The 17,032-nt window shown below is 61.4% G+C and carries 21 protein-coding genes; 8 read left to right on the plus strand and 13 right to left on the minus strand.

Annotation, left to right across the window (positions count from 1 at the left end):
• Positions 1-91 precede the first annotated feature (91 nt).
• Entirely contained in the window at positions 92-1,975 is a 1,884-nt protein-coding gene (locus FFS64_RS04595) for a TonB-dependent receptor domain-containing protein (RefSeq protein ID WP_137804412.1), read from the plus strand.
• 111 nt (positions 1,976-2,086) lie between these two features.
• Here FFS64_RS04595 and FFS64_RS04600 read toward each other — a convergent pair whose 3' ends face one another.
• The 12 genes from FFS64_RS04600 to nrdR form a co-directional block, all read right to left on the minus strand.
• Positions 2,087-2,887 (minus strand): cobalamin-binding protein, encoded by an 801-nt coding sequence (locus FFS64_RS04600; RefSeq protein ID WP_137804413.1) that lies wholly within the window; start codon positions 2,885-2,887, stop codon positions 2,087-2,089.
• Positions 2,887-3,306, minus strand: coding sequence for an MFS transporter (locus FFS64_RS04605; protein ID WP_137804414.1), 420 nt, complete (start codon positions 3,304-3,306; stop codon positions 2,887-2,889). The genes FFS64_RS04600 and FFS64_RS04605 overlap by 1 nt, the downstream gene beginning before the upstream one ends.
• Positions 3,303-3,920, minus strand: coding sequence for a GTP cyclohydrolase II (gene ribA, locus FFS64_RS04610; RefSeq protein WP_137804415.1), 618 nt, complete (start codon positions 3,918-3,920; stop codon positions 3,303-3,305). Before ribA ends, FFS64_RS04605 begins: the two co-directional genes overlap by 4 nt.
• Before the next feature lie 248 nt (positions 3,921-4,168).
• Positions 4,169-4,906, minus strand: a complete 738-nt coding sequence (locus FFS64_RS04615) for an ABC transporter substrate-binding protein (RefSeq protein WP_137804416.1) — start codon at positions 4,904-4,906, stop codon at positions 4,169-4,171.
• Between the two features lie 35 nt (positions 4,907-4,941).
• Positions 4,942-5,445, minus strand: coding sequence for a phosphatidylglycerophosphatase A (locus FFS64_RS04620; RefSeq protein ID WP_137804417.1), 504 nt, complete (start codon positions 5,443-5,445; stop codon positions 4,942-4,944).
• Positions 5,442-6,407, minus strand: a complete 966-nt coding sequence (thiL, locus tag FFS64_RS04625) for a thiamine-phosphate kinase (RefSeq protein ID WP_137804418.1) — start codon at positions 6,405-6,407, stop codon at positions 5,442-5,444. Before thiL ends, FFS64_RS04620 begins: the two co-directional genes overlap by 4 nt.
• Before the next feature lie 28 nt (positions 6,408-6,435).
• Positions 6,436-6,936 carry a transcription antitermination factor NusB gene (nusB, locus tag FFS64_RS04630; protein WP_095197200.1) on the minus strand — a complete coding sequence of 167 codons (501 nt, stop codon included), beginning with the start codon at positions 6,934-6,936 and terminating at the stop codon, positions 6,436-6,438.
• A complete protein-coding gene (gene ribE / locus FFS64_RS04635) occupies positions 6,933-7,409 on the minus strand; it encodes a 6,7-dimethyl-8-ribityllumazine synthase (protein ID WP_003228649.1) in 477 nt (158 codons plus the stop codon). The genes nusB and ribE overlap by 4 nt, the downstream gene beginning before the upstream one ends.
• A 91-nt stretch (positions 7,410-7,500) precedes the next feature.
• Complete coding sequence (gene ribBA / locus FFS64_RS04640; protein ID WP_137804419.1) at positions 7,501-8,592, minus strand: bifunctional 3,4-dihydroxy-2-butanone-4-phosphate synthase/GTP cyclohydrolase II; 1,092 nt, start codon at positions 8,590-8,592, stop codon at positions 7,501-7,503.
• A gap of 31 nt (positions 8,593-8,623) precedes the next feature.
• Complete coding sequence (locus FFS64_RS04645; RefSeq protein WP_008059524.1) at positions 8,624-9,289, minus strand: riboflavin synthase; 666 nt, start codon at positions 9,287-9,289, stop codon at positions 8,624-8,626.
• Positions 9,290-9,334: 45 nt separating this feature from the next.
• Complete coding sequence (ribD, locus tag FFS64_RS04650) at positions 9,335-10,468, minus strand: bifunctional diaminohydroxyphosphoribosylaminopyrimidine deaminase/5-amino-6-(5-phosphoribosylamino)uracil reductase RibD (RefSeq protein WP_137804420.1); 1,134 nt, start codon at positions 10,466-10,468, stop codon at positions 9,335-9,337.
• Entirely contained in the window at positions 10,465-10,929 is a 465-nt protein-coding gene (gene nrdR, locus FFS64_RS04655) for a transcriptional regulator NrdR (protein WP_003228656.1), read from the minus strand. Before nrdR ends, ribD begins: the two co-directional genes overlap by 4 nt.
• A 117-nt stretch (positions 10,930-11,046) precedes the next feature.
• Between nrdR and FFS64_RS04660 the strand changes: the two genes are divergently transcribed.
• From FFS64_RS04660 to trxA, 3 genes are all read left to right on the plus strand, one after another.
• Complete coding sequence (locus FFS64_RS04660) at positions 11,047-11,511, plus strand: YbaY family lipoprotein (protein ID WP_095197197.1); 465 nt, start codon at positions 11,047-11,049, stop codon at positions 11,509-11,511.
• Positions 11,508-12,161, plus strand: a complete 654-nt coding sequence (locus FFS64_RS04665; protein ID WP_137804421.1) for a methyltransferase — start codon at positions 11,508-11,510, stop codon at positions 12,159-12,161. Before FFS64_RS04660 ends, FFS64_RS04665 begins: the two co-directional genes overlap by 4 nt.
• A 170-nt stretch (positions 12,162-12,331) precedes the next feature.
• The gene (gene trxA / locus FFS64_RS04670) at positions 12,332-13,204 is read left to right on the plus strand and encodes a thioredoxin (protein ID WP_137804422.1); all 873 of its coding nucleotides are present in this window, start codon (positions 12,332-12,334) and stop codon (positions 13,202-13,204) included.
• Here trxA and FFS64_RS04675 read toward each other — a convergent pair.
• Positions 13,201-13,548 (minus strand): hypothetical protein, encoded by a 348-nt coding sequence (locus FFS64_RS04675; RefSeq protein WP_137804423.1) that lies wholly within the window; start codon positions 13,546-13,548, stop codon positions 13,201-13,203. The two genes, trxA and FFS64_RS04675, sit on opposite strands and share 4 nt — an antisense overlap.
• A 137-nt stretch (positions 13,549-13,685) precedes the next feature.
• On the opposite strand from FFS64_RS04675, the gene FFS64_RS04680 reads away from it, so the two are divergent.
• The 4 genes from FFS64_RS04680 (at position 13,686) to FFS64_RS04695 (ending at position 16,931) form a co-directional block, all read left to right on the plus strand.
• On the plus strand, positions 13,686-14,276 hold the full coding sequence (locus FFS64_RS04680) for a DUF2796 domain-containing protein (protein WP_137804424.1): 591 nt from the start codon (positions 13,686-13,688) through the stop codon (positions 14,274-14,276).
• A 147-nt stretch (positions 14,277-14,423) separates the two neighbouring features.
• Positions 14,424-15,134: an ABC transporter ATP-binding protein gene (locus tag FFS64_RS04685; protein ID WP_137804425.1), complete on the plus strand. Its 711-nt coding sequence runs from the start codon at positions 14,424-14,426 to the stop codon at positions 15,132-15,134.
• A 1-nt stretch (position 15,135) separates the two neighbouring features.
• Positions 15,136-16,401, plus strand: a complete 1,266-nt coding sequence (locus FFS64_RS04690) for an ABC transporter permease (RefSeq protein ID WP_137804426.1) — start codon at positions 15,136-15,138, stop codon at positions 16,399-16,401.
• A gap of 11 nt (positions 16,402-16,412) precedes the next feature.
• The gene (locus tag FFS64_RS04695; protein WP_137804427.1) at positions 16,413-16,931 is read left to right on the plus strand and encodes a DUF3299 domain-containing protein; all 519 of its coding nucleotides are present in this window, start codon (positions 16,413-16,415) and stop codon (positions 16,929-16,931) included.
• Positions 16,932-17,032: the final 101 nt, after the last annotated feature.

The raw sequence follows: 17,032 nt of genomic DNA on the forward strand, positions 1-17,032 counted from the left end.
ACTGACACACCGTCATCGCGGGCAAGCCCGCTTCCACAGTGGTTTGTGGCGTTATCAATATTGTGTACACCAGAAGCACCAACGGACTGCCATGAAACTCTCCCCCCTCGCCCTGACGCTGACCCTGCTACCGGCCGGCCCGCTGCTGGCCGATAACTTCGAGCGCGATCAAGCCTTGAAACTGCCCGACGTGCTGATCAGCGCCAACCGCCAGGTCGAAGCACGCAACGACAGCAGCGCCGCCAATACCGTATTTACCCGCGAAGACATCGATCGCCTGCAGCCGAACAGCGTGACGGATCTACTGCGCCGCGTACCAGGTGTGCAAATCGCACAAACCGGCGGACGCGGCAGCCTGCCGGGGGTTTACATTCGCGGCACGCAATCGGCGCAAAGCCTGGTGCTGGTGGACGGCCAACGGATCGGCAACTCGACGTCCGGCGACAGCAACCTGCAACACATCAACATCGAACAGGTCGAGCGCGTGGAAGTTCTGCGCGGCTCCCGCTCGGTGATTTATGGCAGCGACGCGATCGGAGGGGTGATCCAGATCTTCACCCGTCGTGGCAGCGAACCCGGTTTGCGCCCACAAATGCATGTGGGCGTTGGCAGCAATCAAACCTGGGAACGTAGCGTTGGCCTATCCGGTGGTGACGAAAAAACCCGCTTCAACCTCGGCGCCAGCCTCGATGAAACCGCCGGGATCAACCGCACCCATGAGTCATACCCCAGCGATGGCGATCACGACGCGTACCGCAACCAATCGTTCAGCCTGAGCCTGAGCCATGCCCTCAGCGACGACATCGAAATCGGCGCCAATGTGCTGGATAACCGCGGCAAAAGCGAATTCGACAACCCGTTCGGACGCTTCGACCTGGAGACTTTCGAGTCGGTCCAGCAACAGCCCTACAGCGAATTCGACGTGAGCGGCGTCAGCAGCTACGTCGACGCGAGGGTCAACGATCTCTGGAAAACCCGTATCGAATTCGGCCACAGCGAAAACCGCGAGAAGACCCTCGACAAGCTCAGCGATGAACGCAGTGTGTTCAACACTTACCGTGACTCGGTGAGCTGGCAGAACGACTTGACACTCAATGAGCGCAACAGTCTGATCCTCGGCGGCGACTGGTACGAAGACCGGATCAACAGCAGCACAGCCTTCGACGAAGACAGCCGCTGGAACCGTGCAGCGTTCATTCAGCATCGCTACCGCACCGACAGCTTCTCCACCGAACTGGGTCTGCGCCGCGACCAGAACCAGCAATTCGGCGGCCAGAACAGCTGGAGCGGTACCTTTACCCTGCCGTTGAACCCGGCCAACGATGTGCTGCTGACCTACAGCGAAGGTTTCCGCGCGCCGACCTTCAACGACCTGTATTACCCGGACTTCAGCAACCCGGACCTCAAGCCCGAAACCTCGAAAAGCTATGAACTGCAATGGCGCAGTCAATTGACCGAGAACAGTCACCTGGAAGCCTCGCTGTACCGAACGGACCTGAATGACGCGATCATTTTCGGCAGCAACTCACGACCGGAAAACGTTGCGTCGGCGCGGATCAACGGCTTTGAAGCGGCATTGAAGCAGGAACTGTTCGGCTGGCAGAGCAACCTTGGCGTGGCAATCATCGACCCGCGGGACCGCGATAGCGGACATACCCTGGCCCGTCGTGCGCGACGCACCTTGAGCCTGGACCTGGATCGGCAGTTCGACCGATTGGGCCTCGGCGCCAGTTGGCAGGCGGTCAGCAGCAGCTATGACGACTTGAACAATCAGCAGCCATTGGGCGGCTATGCCCTGCTGGGGGTACGCAGCAGTTGGGAACTCAATCGCGAGATCAAGCTGGAGCTGAAGGTGGATAACCTGCTGGACAAGGGTTACAGCCGGGTGTTGTACAGCCATGAAGGCAGCCAGTATGGGTATCGAGAGGAAGGACGGACGTGGATGTTTGGGGTGACGTGGACGCCGGAGATCTAAACCGAAATTTGCGGTGATTGGATTGACCTCTTCGCGAGCAGGCTCGCTCCCACAAGGATCACCGATAACCCTGTGGGAGCGGGCTTGCCCGCGATTGCAGGCACCTCGGTCTCAGCGGTCGGGCGCGATCAAATGGCACAGCTTGGCCGTCGCTTCGACCATTTGACCACTGGGCCGCTCCAGGCCTTTATCGGTCACCAGCAACAATTGCCCATTTACCACCGCCGCTACCTGTGGCCACGCCTTCCACGCATCCAGCTGAGCCTGATCACTGGCCAGAATCACCTCGGGATTGCGCTGCAACACCGCCTCAATGCTGACTTGCGGCGCCGGCAGATTAAGGTCGGCAAATACGTTCCGGACACCGCAGACATCAAGCGCATCGCTGATGATCTGCCCGCCGCCCACGGTGTACAGCGGCCGATCCCAGACCTGGTAGAACACCCGCAATGGTTGACCCCGCCGATAGCGCTGACGCAGTTCCTTGAGCCGCTGACGCAGATCGGCGGCCAATGCAGTTCCACGCTCAGGTCGCCCGAGCTGAGTGGCAATTGCCTCGATCTGTGCAGTGAGTTGTTCAAGGCTGTGCGGTTCGGCGACGTAGGTCGGAATGTTCAAGCGCTTGAGTTGTTCGCGCTGCGCCGGGCCGACACTACCGGGCCAGAGCAGCAGCAAATCGGGCTTAAGGCTGAGCAGCCGCTCCATGTCCAACTGGCCGTAGCGGCCAACGGAAGGCAGGTTCTTGAGTTCAGCGGGACGCTCACCGGCATCCAGCACACCCACCAGCAGGTCGGCGGAACCCAATTCGACAACGATTTCCGAGAGCGACGGCGCCAGACTGACTACCCGTTCGGCCGCCATCGACGAACCGCTGACGGCCAGCAACAGAAATGCCAGCCAGACAGGACGCATCAACCCAGCTGACGCGGAATACGGTAGAGGTAGAACAGCACCGTGGTCGACAGCGCCAACAACATCAGCGGCACCGCTTCAAGACCGACAAATACCGCCAATGCCGCGATCCACGCCGGCAGGCTGGCGGCGAGGAACGCCGTGCGCCGCGTGGCGGCCAGGCTGATCCACGCGGCAGGTTCATCCGGGGTATCGAGGGCTTTCTGGGTGGCGATCAACGCGTGTTTGTAGCCGCCAAAGAACTTCAGACTGACAAACATCGAAGCGACACCGGCGATGAACAACGGCATCGTCAGCACCGGCAAGATGGCCTCACCCTGGCCGAACACGCCGTTGATCACCAACAGCGGCAACAAGGCCAGCGCAAAGTATTGCCACCAGTTGACGGACAGTCGCCGCCGCACCTGACCGCGGGTCACGCCCGGTCTACCTCGCCTTGATGCTCGTTACCCATCATGTGGTCGAGTTTGCTGGCCTTGGTCGCCAGGTAGAGTTTGTTGTGCGGGTTATGGCCGGTGTGCAGCGGCACGCGCTCGGCGACCAGGATGCCCATGTCGGTCAAGGCTTTGACCTTGCGCGGGTTATTGGTCATCAGACGCAGGGATTTCACCCCCAGGTGCTCCAGCATCGGCAGGCACATGGCGTAATCACGCTGGTCGGCCGCGAAGCCCAGGCGCTCGTTGGCTTCAACGGTATCGGCACCGCCATCCTGCAATTCGTAGGCGCGGATTTTGTTCAGCAAGCCAATGCCTCGGCCTTCCTGCCGCAGGTATAGCAACACGCCACGGCCTTCACGGGCGATGGCTTGCAACGCTGCTTCAAGTTGCGAGCCGCAGTCGCAACGCTGGCTGAACAAGGCATCGCCAGTCAGGCATTCGGAGTGCAACCGACCGAGTACCGGGGCACCGTCGGCGATCTCACCCAGGCTCAGCACAACGTGCTCGCGCCCGGTAGCCTCATCGAGAAAGCCATGCATGGTGAATTGCGCAAAAGGCGTTGGCAGCTTGGAAGCGGCGACAAAAACGACAGGCACCGGTGTGCTCCTGATCTAAAAGTCTGAAGATTCGCAGGCCGGCATTGTAACAGCAGGTTCCGACAGACGCTTAGGCTGAATTATCGGCCATAACAATCAAAAAGTTTGATAACCGGGCTTATTACTACCTGTGGGAGTGGGCTTGCTCGCGAAGGCGTCGTGTCAGTCGACATCAATGCTGTATGACAGACTGCTTTCGCGAGCAAGCCCGCTCCCACAGGGGGTTATCGCCAATCGTGAGGTAAGGGTCAATTCGAGTTGAATGGATAAGGCTGCTTCCAGCGCTCGAAGATCGGTTTCAGTTCACCGCTTTTTACCAACTCTTCCATACGCTGGTCGAACAGTGCCATTAACGTACGAGCCTGTGGCGTCTTGGCGAAACACAGATAAAGCGGTAGTTCGGCGATATGGGTGCGGCGCAACTGGGACGGATCCTTCGCCCGATTGAGGACGTAATCAACCTCCGTCAGCGCATCAATGTAGAAGTCGGTACGGTTGTGGGTCAGCATCGAGACGATGCCTGTGCGCCGGATCACCTCATCGTAACGACGTACGTTGGGCAGGTAGTCCTGATAATCGTAGCCGCGGACCCAGGCCAGTCGAAAATTGCCCAGGGTTTCCGGGGTCGGCACAGGACTGCTGGCCAGCCCCAGGGCATAGATGTGATCGGTATCAAAATTCCACTGCGGATAGAGCAGTTCGTCCGACTCGTCGCGATAGTAACCGACACAGGCGTCCACTTCGCCGCGTTGGGCCAGGCCCATGGAACGCAGGTAGGGTTCGGTGCGGATGTCCAGTTTGACCCCCGCCGGTTCAAAGACCTGCCGCAGCACGTCCCAGCCCAGCCCGTGGCCATCGGCGGCGGTGTAGTCTTCCCATTCTTCGCTGGCCAGGTGAATAACGGACGGCGTCGTTGCCACCTCCCCCGCGTGGGCGAGTGAGCAAAACAAGGCGAACACCAGCACCATCAACCCGCGTCGAGCCATCCTTAGTTCTCCCAATCGCCTCATAACCTCTCAGGTCAGGCGAAAATCCATACCAGCCCCTGCATCGCCAACCATGCGAATACCCCGGCCAGGACATCATCGAGCATAATCCCGACACCGCCGTGAACATGCCGGTCGATCCAGCGAATCGGCCACGGCTTGAGGATATCGAAGAAGCGGAACATCAGAAAACCCGCCAGCAGCCACTGCCAGCCTTCCGGCACCAGCCACAGGGTGATCCACATTCCGACCATCTCGTCCCAGACGATGCCTTCGTGGTCGTGCACCCGCAAATCATCGGCGACCTTGCCGCACAGCCAGAAGCCGAACAGCATGGTGATGCCCAACATCAGCCAGTAGCCCCAATCGGGCAACATTTGCCATAACGGGATAAAGGGTAGCGCAACTAACGACCCCCAGGTGCCCGGTGCCTTTGGCAGGGTGCCCGAGCCGAAGCCGAACGCCAGGAAATGCCAGGGATTGCGCCAGACTGATGGCGGTACGAATTCCGCCGGGACCTGTTTGGGATGATCTGTCACGGTGTCTCCCGAAAATGTTGATAACCCCGGGTTTGCGGGGTGATGTCTTGTCCATCTGCGTCTAGCAGCATCACGCCCTGACCATTCACCACGCGCCCGATCACATGAATCGGCCAGCCGTCGGCCTGCAAGGCCGGCAACTCGACGGACGGTAGAGTGAAGGCCAGTACGTAATCGTCACCGCCACTGAGGGCGGCACGTTCCGCGCCTGATTGGCCGAGGAAAGCGACCAGCGCCGCCGACAGCGGCAATCGCTCGCGTTCGACCTGCAGGGCGACGTTCGACGCCAGGGCGATGTGCCCGCAATCGGCGAGCAGGCCATCGGAGATATCCAGCGCTGAAGTCGCCTTGCCACGCAGCGCCATGCCCAATCCAAGCTGCGGTTGCGGCGACCAGTAATGCGCCAGCAGCGGGTCGGCAATGACCGCCTCGGCACTGCGCTGGCCCAGCACCAGCGGCAACGCCCCGGCGGCATTGCCCAACTCGCCGCCCACGCACAGCAGGTCGCCCGGTTGCGCGCCACTGCGGGTCAAGGCCAACCCGCCCGGCACCCGACCGAACACGGTCATGGTCAGGCTCAACGGCCCACGGGTGGTGTCGCCGCCCACCAGCGCCACGCCGCAGCTTTGCGCCATGAGGTTCAAACCACGGGCATAGGCTTGCAGCCAATCGGTGGTCACCGCCGGCAAGGTCAAGGCAAGGGTAAAGGCAACGGGGGTGGCGCCCATGGCGGCCAGGTCGCTGACCGCAACAGCCAGCGAGCGCTGACCGAGCAGAAACGGATCGCAGGGATCTGCGAAATGCACACCGGCCACGAGGGTGTCGGTGGAAATCGCCAACTGCTCCCCGGGGGGAACAGCCAGCAAGGCGCAGTCATCGCCAATGCCGAGGGCAACGCCTTCGCCGCCCTGCGCACAAGGCGCGGCGGCGAAGAAATTGCGGATCAGCTCAAACTCGCCCATGGCTTCGTGCCGACGTTACAAGCGCCGATCAGCGCTTGAACGCCTTCACTTCAGCTTCACGCAGACGCGGAGCCAGCTTGTCGAGTACGCCGTTGACGAACTTGTGGCCATCGGTGGAACCGAAGACCTTGGCCAGTTCGATACCTTCGTTGATCACAACGCGGTAAGGCACGTCGACACGCTTGAGCAGTTCCCAGGTGGACAGGCGCAGAACCGCCAGTTCAACCGGGTCGAGCTCTTCGATGGTCAAGTCCAGGCAAGGCTTGAGTGCGGTGTCGATCTCGGTCTTGAACTGCGGAACCCCGTGCAGGATTTCGCGGAAGTACGCACCATCGACATCGGTGAAATCGTTATCGACCCGGAACTGCGCTTCGATCTCGTTCAGCGACTGCTTGGCCATGTGCCATTGGTACAGTGCCTGAGTCGCGAGCTGACGGGCTTCGCGACGCTTGGCGCTTTTCGATGGCTTGCCGGCATCCGCAGGCTTTGGATCGCGCGGGTTGAAACGATCGCTTTCGTCGCTAATCACTTGGCCTCCAACTGCGCCAGCAGGCTGACCATTTCCAGAGCGGACAGGGCAGCTTCGGCACCTTTGTTACCGGCCTTGGTGCCGGAACGTTCGATGGCTTGCTCGATGGAATCGACGGTCAGGACGCCGAAAGCGACCGGTACGCCGAACTCCATGGACACCTGGGCCAGGCCCTTGGTGCATTCGCCCGCCACGTATTCGAAGTGCGGAGTACCGCCACGAATGACCGCGCCCAGGGCGATGATTGCCGCGAACTCGCCCTTCTGAGCGACTTTCTGCGCAACCAGCGGGATTTCGAAGGCGCCAGGCGCACGGATGATGGTGATGTCGCTTTCGCTCACGCCATGGCGAACCAGGGCATCAACTGCACCGCTGACCAGGCTTTCAACGACGAAGCTGTTGAAACGGCCCACTACCAGAGCGTAGCGGCCTTTAGGGGCGATGAAGGTACCTTCGATGGTCTTCAGGGTCATTCGATAGATCTCTTAAAGAGCCGGGACGCGTCTTCTACGCGCCCCTCAGTGATATTTGAACCGCGAATTCAGGGCCGCAAACAACCGGTCATTATTCGGAGGGCACGTATTCTACAACTTCCAGATCGAAACCGGATATCGCATTAAATTTCATCGGCGCCGACATCAGGCGCATTTTGCGCACGCCAAGGTCACGCAGGATCTGCGAACCGGCACCGACAATGCTGTAGGTGGTCGGTTTTTTCACGGCGGCGTGATCGGCGGTTTCGCGGATATGCGCCAGCAGCACGTCGCCATCGAGCGGGTGACCGAGCAACAACACCACACCGCTGCCGGCCTCGGCCACCGCGGCCATGGCGGCGCGCAGGCTCCAGCGGCCCGGCTGCTTGACCATCAGCAGGTCGCGCAACGGGTCCATGTTGTGCACGCGCACCAGGGTCGGTTCTTCGGCGCAGACATTGCCCAAGGTCAGGGCCATGTGCACGTCGCCTTCCACGGAATCACGATAGGTCACCAGGTTGAATTGGCCCAGTTCGCTGTCCAGCGGCTGCTCGGCAATCCGCTGAACGGTACGTTCGTGGATCATCCGGTAGTGAATCAGGTCGGCGATCGTGCCGATCTTGATGTTGTGTTCGGCGGCGAAAGCTTCCAGTTCGGCGCGACGGGACATGGTGCCGTCGTCGTTCATCACTTCGCAGATCACGCCGCTCGGCTCGAAACCGGCCATGCGCGCCAGGTCGCAGGCCGCTTCGGTGTGGCCGGCACGGGCCAGGGTGCCGCCGGCCTGGGCCATCAGCGGGAAGATGTGGCCCGGGCTGACGATGTCTTCAGCCTTGGCATCACGGGCAGCGGCCGCTTGCACGGTGCGCGCACGGTCGGCGGCGGAAATGCCGGTGGTCACACCGGTGGCCGCTTCGATGGACACGGTGAACTTGGTGCCGAAGCCGGAACCGTTGCGTGGCGCCATCAGCGGCAGCTTGAGCAGTTCGCAGCGTTCGCGGCTCATCGGCATGCAGATCAGGCCGCGGGCGTGCTTGGCCATGAAATTGATGTGTTCGGCCTGGCAGCACTCGGCGGCCATGATCAGGTCGCCTTCGTTCTCGCGGTCTTCGTCATCCATGAGGATGACCATCTTGCCTTGGCGGATGTCTTCAACCAGTTCTTCGATGCTATTGAGCGCCACAAGGCACCCCCCTTCTTTCGAAATTTGAGCTTCAGGATTTGAGATAGCCGTTGGCGGCCAGAAAGCTTTCAGTAATAGTGCTGCCGGCAGTTGGCTCTGCGGCCTTGTCGCCCAGCAACAGGCGCTCCAGGTAGCGGGCCAGCAAGTCGACTTCCAGATTGACCCGGCGACCTGGCTGGTACGACGCCATGATGGTTTCGCTCAGGGTGTGCGGAATGATGGTCAGCAGGAATTCGGCGCCATCAACCGCGTTCACGGTCAGGCTGGTGCCGTCGACGGTGATCGAACCTTTATGGGCGATGTACTTGGCCAGTTCTTTCGGCGCGCGGATACGGAATTCCACGGCGCGCGCGTTTTCGGTACGGGCAACCACTTCACCCACGCCATCGACGTGGCCGCTGACCAGATGCCCGCCCAGGCGTGTAGTCGGGGTCAGGGCTTTTTCCAGGTTGACCGGGCTGCCGCTTTTCAGGTCGTTCATGGCGGTGCAGTCGAGGGTTTCGCGACTGACGTCCGCCGCAAAGCCGTTGCCCGGCAATTCAACAGCCGTCAGGCACACGCCGTTGACCGCGATGCTGTCGCCCAGTTTGACGTCGCTCAGGTCGAGCTTGCCGGTTTCTACATGGACCCGCACATCTCCGCCTTTTGGGGTCAATGCACGAATACTGCCGATGGATTCGATGATGCCGGTGAACATGGGGTTCTCCTCGAGAACAGAGCCAGCGCTGTAGCTGGCCTGGAATTATACGCTCGCCGCCGACGAAGGAATGGCGGTGACTCGCCAGTCATCGCCCACCGCGCGAATTTCGGTGATTTTGAGCTCGGGTGCATCCTTCATTTGCGCGAGCGGCCAGTCCAGCAGCGGCCGTGCCGAAGAGCCCAAAAACTTGCCGGCAATGAAAATCTGGAACTCATCCACCAAACCGAGTTGAGCGAAAGCACCGGCCAGCCGTGGACCGGCCTCGACCAACACCTCATTGACGCCACGTTGGGCAAGCTCGACCAGCAACTGGCGCAGATCGACCAGGCCGTCGTAGCCGGGCACGATCAGGCATTCCGGGCCATTGGCGTATTGCTCTTCCACTGCCACGCAGGTGGCGACCAACGCCGGGCCGGCCTTGAAGAACGGCGCATCCAGCGGCACACGCAAGCGACCGTCGACCAGCACCCGCAACGGCGGTCGGCTCATGGCCAGTGCAGTTTGTTCGGCATCCAGCCCCAGCTCATCGGCGCGCACCGTCAACCGGGCATTGTCCGCCAGCACCGTATCGGCGCCGGTCAGCACCACGCTGGCCTGGGCGCGCAAGCGCTGAACCGCCGAACGCGCCGCGGGGCCGGTAATCCATTGGCTCTCGCCACTTTCCATCGCCGTGCGACCGTCCAGGCTCATGGCCAGCTTGACCCGTACGAACGGCAAGCCGTGCTCCATGCGCTTGAGAAAACCCGGATTGAGCTTGCGCGCCTCGCCTTCCAGCACGCCGCTTTCAGTGGCGATGCCGGCCTGTTCCAGGCGTTGCAGGCCACGACCGGCGACTTCCGGGTTCGGGTCCTGCATCGCTGCCACGACCCGTGCTACCCCGGCATTCACCAGGGCGTCGGCGCAAGGCGGCGTGCGACCGTGGTGGCTGCAAGGCTCGAGGGTCACGTAAGCCGTAGCGCCCCGGGCCCGTTCACCGGCGGCGCGCAGCGCATGGACTTCGGCGTGGGGTTCGCCGGCGCGCTCGTGCCAGCCTTCGCCGACGATTTGCCCGTCGCGCACGACCACGCAACCGACCCGCGGGTTGGGGTGTGTCGTGTAATGACCTTTGCGTGCCAGTTCCAGCGCGCGGGCCATGTAGTGGGCGTCGAGGATGGCCTGTTCGGCGGACGTGGTCATTCTTTCACCGGTTCACGGGCCAGGCGATCGATCTCTTCGCGGAACTCGTTGAGGTCCTGGAAACGGCGATACACCGAAGCGAAGCGGATATAGGCGACTTCGTCGAGTTTTTGCAGCTCGGCCATCACCAGCTCACCGACCACGAGGGATTTGACCTCGCGCTCGCCGGTGGCGCGCAGTTTGTGTTTGATGTGCACCAGCGACGATTCGAGGCGCTCGACACTCACCGGGCGCTTCTCCAGCGCACGCTGCATGCCGGCGCGGAGTTTTTCTTCGTCGAACGGCTGGCGACTGCCGTCGGTTTTGATCAGGCGCGGCAACACCAGTTCAGCGGTTTCGAACGTCGTGAACCGTTCGCCGCAGGCCAGGCATTCACGCCGGCGGCGCACCTGTTCGCCCTCGGCGACCAGACGCGAGTCGATGACCTTGGTGTCGTTGGCACCGCAGAAGGGACAGTGCATGGTGGCAGGCAACAAAAAAAGGGAGGGCCATGGTAGCGCATCCCCGTGGCAAGACAAGCCATAGGGTTTGCGGTATACAGACTGGCTATATATGGACTACACCTGCTGGAGCCACAAATGTCCCTGAGACCGCTCGTTTTACTCAGTCTTTTCAGCCTGTTGGTGGCCTGCAGCAGCGATGCGCCCAAGCCCCAGCCGCCGACACCGGGCCCCGCGCCGGAACAGGCACAGAAGAAAGCCAGGGAATCGGTCCCGCTCGGCCCGCTGCCGGCGTATCAGCGCGAATTGAGCGGCACCTTGCAAGGTGTACCAGCCGGCGCCGAAGTCGAACTGGCGTTGCTGGTTATCGACGAAAAAGACCGCCCCCAACAATTGCTCGCCAGTTCGAGCCTGATCGGCACCAACCAGGTGCTGCCGTTTCACCTGCGCTTCAACCCGGATGCCTTTCCGGTCGGTGCACGGGTTGAACTGCGGGGCCGCGCCAGTCAGTCCGGGCAATTGATCCTGCACCTGCCGTCGCAACGGATCACGCAACCCACCACCCAGGTGCTGGGCCAACTGCAATTCGTCAAAGCGCCATGAATGCACCGCTCGACCTGCAACGGGCATTGGGTGAACTGCTTGGCGATGCACGCCTGGTCGCCTGTGACTTGCCGGAAACCGAACTGAAGCTGTGGCTGATCGACGGCGACAACATGGACCGCGCCTTCAGTCCGGAAGAGACCCGACGCATTCTGCATGAGCCGCCCTACTGGAGCTTCTGCTGGGCCAGCGGTCTGGCCGTGGCTCGCTACCTCGCGCAATTCCCCGAATGGGTCAAAGGAAAACGGGTGCTGGATTTTGGTGCCGGCTCCGGCGTGGCGGGAATTGCCGCGGTGAAGGCCGGGGCGCTGGAAGTGGTGGCCTGCGACCTTGATCCACTGGCGATTGCGGCCTGTCGGGAGAATGCCGAGCTCAATGACGTAAAGCTCACCTACTCGACGGACTTCTTCGCCGAGGCCGATCGCTTTGATCTGATCCTGGTGGCGGATGTGTTGTACGACCGGGCGAATCTGCCGCTGCTCGATGAATTTCTCAGTCGCGGGCGCGAAGCGTTGGTGGCGGATTCGCGGGTGCGGGATTTCCGGCATCCGTTGTATCGGCGTATCGAAATGCTGGAGGCCATGACCTTGCCGGATCTGTGTGAGCCCGAAGAGTTTCGCCATGTGAGCCTGTACCACGCGCGGCGCTAGTTAAAAGCTTCGCGAGCAGGCTCGCTCCCACCGTTGATCTGTGGCGTTCCCAAAGTCCCTGCTCGCGAAGACGTCCTGTCAGACGACGCACCTCTCAACGACCAACCTGCTTCCGGCCACACCCCGCCAGGCCGTATAGTTGCCCCATTCACGCTTCCAAGAGATCCCCCATGAGTCAGCAAACGCCGTACATCTTCGACGCCACGACCGCCGATTTCGACCAGTCGGTGATCGAGAACTCCTTCCACAAACCGGTACTGGTGGATTTCTGGGCCGAATGGTGTGCGCCGTGCAAAGTGCTGATGCCGATGCTCGAGACCATCGCCGAGAGCTATCAGGGTGAATTGCTGCTGGCCAAGGTCAACTGCGACATCGAGCAAGACATCGTCGCTCGTTTCGGTATCCGCAGCCTGCCGACCGTGGTGCTGTTCAAGGATGGCCAACCCGTCGATGGTTTTGCCGGAGCACAGCCGGAGTCGGCTGTTCGTACCCTGCTCGAACCTCATGTGAAGATGCCGCCACCCGCCGCTGCCGATCCGTTCGAACAGGCCCAGGCGCTGTTCGACGACAGTCGTTTTGCCGACGCCGAAGCCATCCTCAAGGTGCTGTTGGGCGAAGACAACACCAATGCCAAGGCACTGATCCTCTATGCCCGCTGCCTCACCGAGCGCGGTGAGCTGGGTGAAGCGCAAGCCGTACTCGACGCAGTCAAGAGCGATGAACACAAGGCTGCCCTGGCCGGCGCCAAGGCGCAGATCAAGTTCCTCGGCCAGGCCAAGGACTTGCCGGATGCCGCCGACCTGAAAGCCAGGCTGGCGAAAAACCCGCAGGACGATGAAGCGGTCTATCAGCTTGCAATTCAGCAACTGGCCCGCCAGCAGTACGACGCGGCGCTGGATGGCTTGCTCAAGCTGTTCATCCGCAACCGCAGCTACAGCGAAGGTTTGCCGCACAAGACCTTGCTGCAGGTGTTCGAACTGCTGGGCAACGATCACCCGCTGGTGACCACGTACCGTCGCAAGTTGTTTGCTGCGTTGTATTAAGTCGCCTCGATCCACCGGTAGAGCGGTGTATCGGCACCGCTCTCCACCTTCACGTCCGGGCTATGGCGCAACCGCACCAACAGACGCTTGCCCGACGCAGCACTGCCGGTCAACCCTTCCAACTGTTCCAACAGATCCGGCCCGCTCAACTGCCCCGCCTTTCGCAGCAGGTCCCTGGCGACCTGCCATAACGCATCATCCTGATTCAACGGTTTGGCCGGCGCTGCACTGACCGAAGCTTTTTCCACCTGCAACTGCGCACCGAGCCGTGCCCAGTCGGCGTCATCCATCTCCAGCGTCAGATCCACCGGCCAGTCGCCGATGCTTCCGCGAATTCGCAACATAAGTCCGCTCCTGCACATTTCTTCACTTGCATGCTCCCATGGGACTTGTGCAACGCCAAGCAGGCAGTCAAACTCTGCGAAATTACGTTATAAGATTACATAACATATTTTTCATTTTACTTATCGGAGCCCCGTCCATGCGCCGTCTGCTGCTCGCTTTGCCGTTTGCCTTGTTGCCACTGGCTGTTGCCCAGGCCGCTGACGAACATGACCATGATCACGACCATGAACACGGCAGCCTCGGCGCCCACGAACACGGCGTCGGTCGCTTGAACGCGGTGCTGGATGGCCAAACCCTGGAACTGGAACTGCAAAGCCCGGCGATGAACCTGGTGGGTTTCGAACATGCCGCCGCTACCGATGCTGACAAAGCCAAGGTCGCCGCCACCCGCGCTCAACTCGAGAAGCCTTTGCCGCTGTTCAACCTGGCGAAAGCCGCCGGTTGCGTGGTGGCCAGTCAGGAACTGGAGAGCCCGCTGTTCGGTGATAAACCGGATGCCGATGACGATCACGACGAAGACGCCAAGGACGAACATCACCACGACCACAGCGAAATCCACGCCCACTACCAATTCACCTGCGCCACGCCCGGCGTGCTGAAGACCCTGGACCTGGCGAATATTTTCAACACATTCCCGGCCACCCAGAAAATTCAGGTACAACTGATCGGCCCGGGCGGGCAGCAAGGGGTAGAAGTGACGGCCAAGACTGCCGCCCTCAAATTCTGATTCACGTTAGATCCCCTGTAGGAGCGAGCTTGCTCGCGATGGTCGTGAACGAAAACACGGTCATCCTGAATGAACGCGGCGTCTGTGCGTTTTTCGCGAGCAAGCTCGCTCCTACAAGGGGTTCACCCATTACCTGACCGGTTGCACATGACCCAAGCACTCATCGAACTGTCCGACCTGGGCTTCAGCTGGCCCGGACACCCGCCGCTGCTGGATATCCCGGCGTTTCGCCTGGAGCCTGGGGAAACCCTGTTTCTCAAGGGCCCCAGCGGCAGCGGCAAGACCACCCTGCTCGGCCTGCTCGGTGGCGTGCAGAAGCCTGATCGCGGCAGCATCCGCCTGCTCGGCCAGGAGCTGACCGAACTGTCGGCCGGTGCCCGCGACCATTTCCGTGTCGATCACACCGGCTACATTTTCCAGCAGTTCAACCTGCTGCCATTCCTGTCGGTGCGCGAGAACGTCGAACTGCCCTGTCATTTCTCGAAGCTGCGCGCCGAACGCGCGAAACAGCGCCATGGGAGTGTCGATAACGCGGCAGCGACCTTGCTCGCCCACTTGGGCCTGAAGGATGAACACATCCTCGGACGCCGCGCCGACTCGCTGTCCATCGGCCAACAACAACGGGTCGCCGCCGCGCGCGCCTTGATCGGCCAACCGGAACTGGTGATCGCCGACGAACCGACTTCCGCCCTGGACTACGACGCCCGCGAGCACTTCATTCGCCTGCTGTTCGCTGAATGCCGCGAAGCCGGGTCGAGCCTGTTGTTTGTCAGTCATGACCAGAGCCTCGCGCCGCTGTTCGATCGCCACCTGTCGCTGGCCGAACTCAATCGCGCCGCCACGTCTTTCGAGGTCTGAGATGTATTTGTTTCGTCTAGCCATGGCCAGCCTGGCTAACCGCCGCTTCACTGCGATCCTCACCGCGTTCGCCATCGCCCTGTCGGTGTGCCTGCTGCTGGCCGTGGAGCGGGTGCGCACCGAGGCCAAGGCCAGTTTCGCCAGCACCATCAGCGGCACCGATTTGATTGTCGGCGCGCGCTCAGGCTCGGTGAACCTGTTGTTGTACTCGGTATTCCGCATCGGCAACGCCACCAACAACATCCGTTGGGACAGCTTCGAACACTTCGCCAACAACCCGAAAGTGAAATGGGCGATCCCGATGTCCCTTGGCGATTCCCATCGCGGTTATCGGGTGATGGGCACTACCGAGGCCTACTTCGAGCATTATCAGTACGGCCGTCAGCAACACCTGGAACTGGCCGATGGCCGCGCCTTCGCCACGGATCCGTTCGAAGTGGTACTCGGTGCCGAAGTGGCGGAGGCGCTGCACTACAAGCTCGGCGACAAACTGGTACTGGCCCACGGCGTGGCGGCGATCAGCCTGGTCAAACATGACGACAAGCCGTTCACCGTGGTCGGCATTCTCAAACGCACCGGCACACCGGTGGACCGCACGCTGCACATCAGCCTCGGCGGCATGGAAGCGATTCACATCGACTGGCACAACGGCGTGCCGGCCCGGGGCGAGGGGCGAATCAGTGCCGATCAGGCGCGTAACATGGACCTGACGCCACAGGCGATCACCGCCTTCATGCTGGGCCTGAACAGTAAGATTTCGACCTTCGCCTTGCAGCGCGAAATCAACGAATTCCGTGGCGAACCGATGCTGGCGATCCTCCCCGGCGTTGCGCTGCAAGAGTTGTGGAGCCTGATGAGTACGGCGGAAAAAGCCCTGTTCGTGGTCTCGCTGTTTGTGGTGCTGACCGGGCTGATCGGCATGCTCACGGCGATTCTCACCAGCCTCAACGAACGCCGCCGCGAGATGGCGATTCTGCGTTCGGTGGGCGCGCGCCCGTGGCACGTCGCGACGTTGCTGGTGCTGGAAGCGTTTGCCCTGGCGCTGGCAGGCGTGATCGCCGGCGTGGCGCTGCTGTATGTGGGCATCGCCGCCGCCCAAGGTTACGTGCAAGCCAATTACGGCCTGTTTCTGCCGCTGGCGTGGCCCAGCGAATATGAATGGACACTGCTTGCTGGCATCCTGATCGCCGCGCTGCTGATGGGCAGCGTGCCGGCCTGGCGCGCTTATCGCCAATCCTTGGCCGATGGCCTGTCGATCCGCTTATGAGGACCTTGAAAATGCCCCGCGCTGTTTTTGCGCTGTTGATGCTGGTCGCCCTGCCGCTGTGGGCGGCCGAGCCGAAAGAGCTCACCTGGTCGGAAATGATCCCGCCGGACGCCCCGCCGGAAGTGCCGAACATGACGCCGCTGCACGACCTGTCGAAGATGAGCGATACGCTGTCCACCGAATCCGCGCCAGCGGCCAAACAGGACATGCCCAACGCACCGGTGGTCAAAGCCCTCGATGGCCAGAACATTCGTTTGCCGGGGTACATCGTGCCGCTGGAAGTGAGTGAGGAAGGTCGCACCACGGACTTTCTGCTGGTGCCGTACTTCGGCGCCTGCATCCACGTACCGCCACCGCCGTCGAACCAGATCGTGCACGTCAAAAGCGAGGTGGGCGTGAAGCTCGACGAGTTGTACCAGCCGTACTGGATCGAAGGCGCGATGCAGGTCAAACCGTCCTCCAGCGAGTTGGCGGATGCCGGGTATCAGATGGAGGCAGACAAGATTTATCTGTATGAATTGCCGGAGTGAATCCCGGCAATTAACCGTCGCCTGAAAAATAGTCTTCGCGAGCCTGCTCGCGAAGAGGCCATCGAAGCCTCCGCAAAAACCAACCCCATCACCGTTTCCTT

Origin of the sequence: Pseudomonas sp. G(2018) (assembly GCF_005502415.1) — a bacterium.
GTDB lineage: Bacteria > Pseudomonadota > Gammaproteobacteria > Pseudomonadales > Pseudomonadaceae > Aquipseudomonas.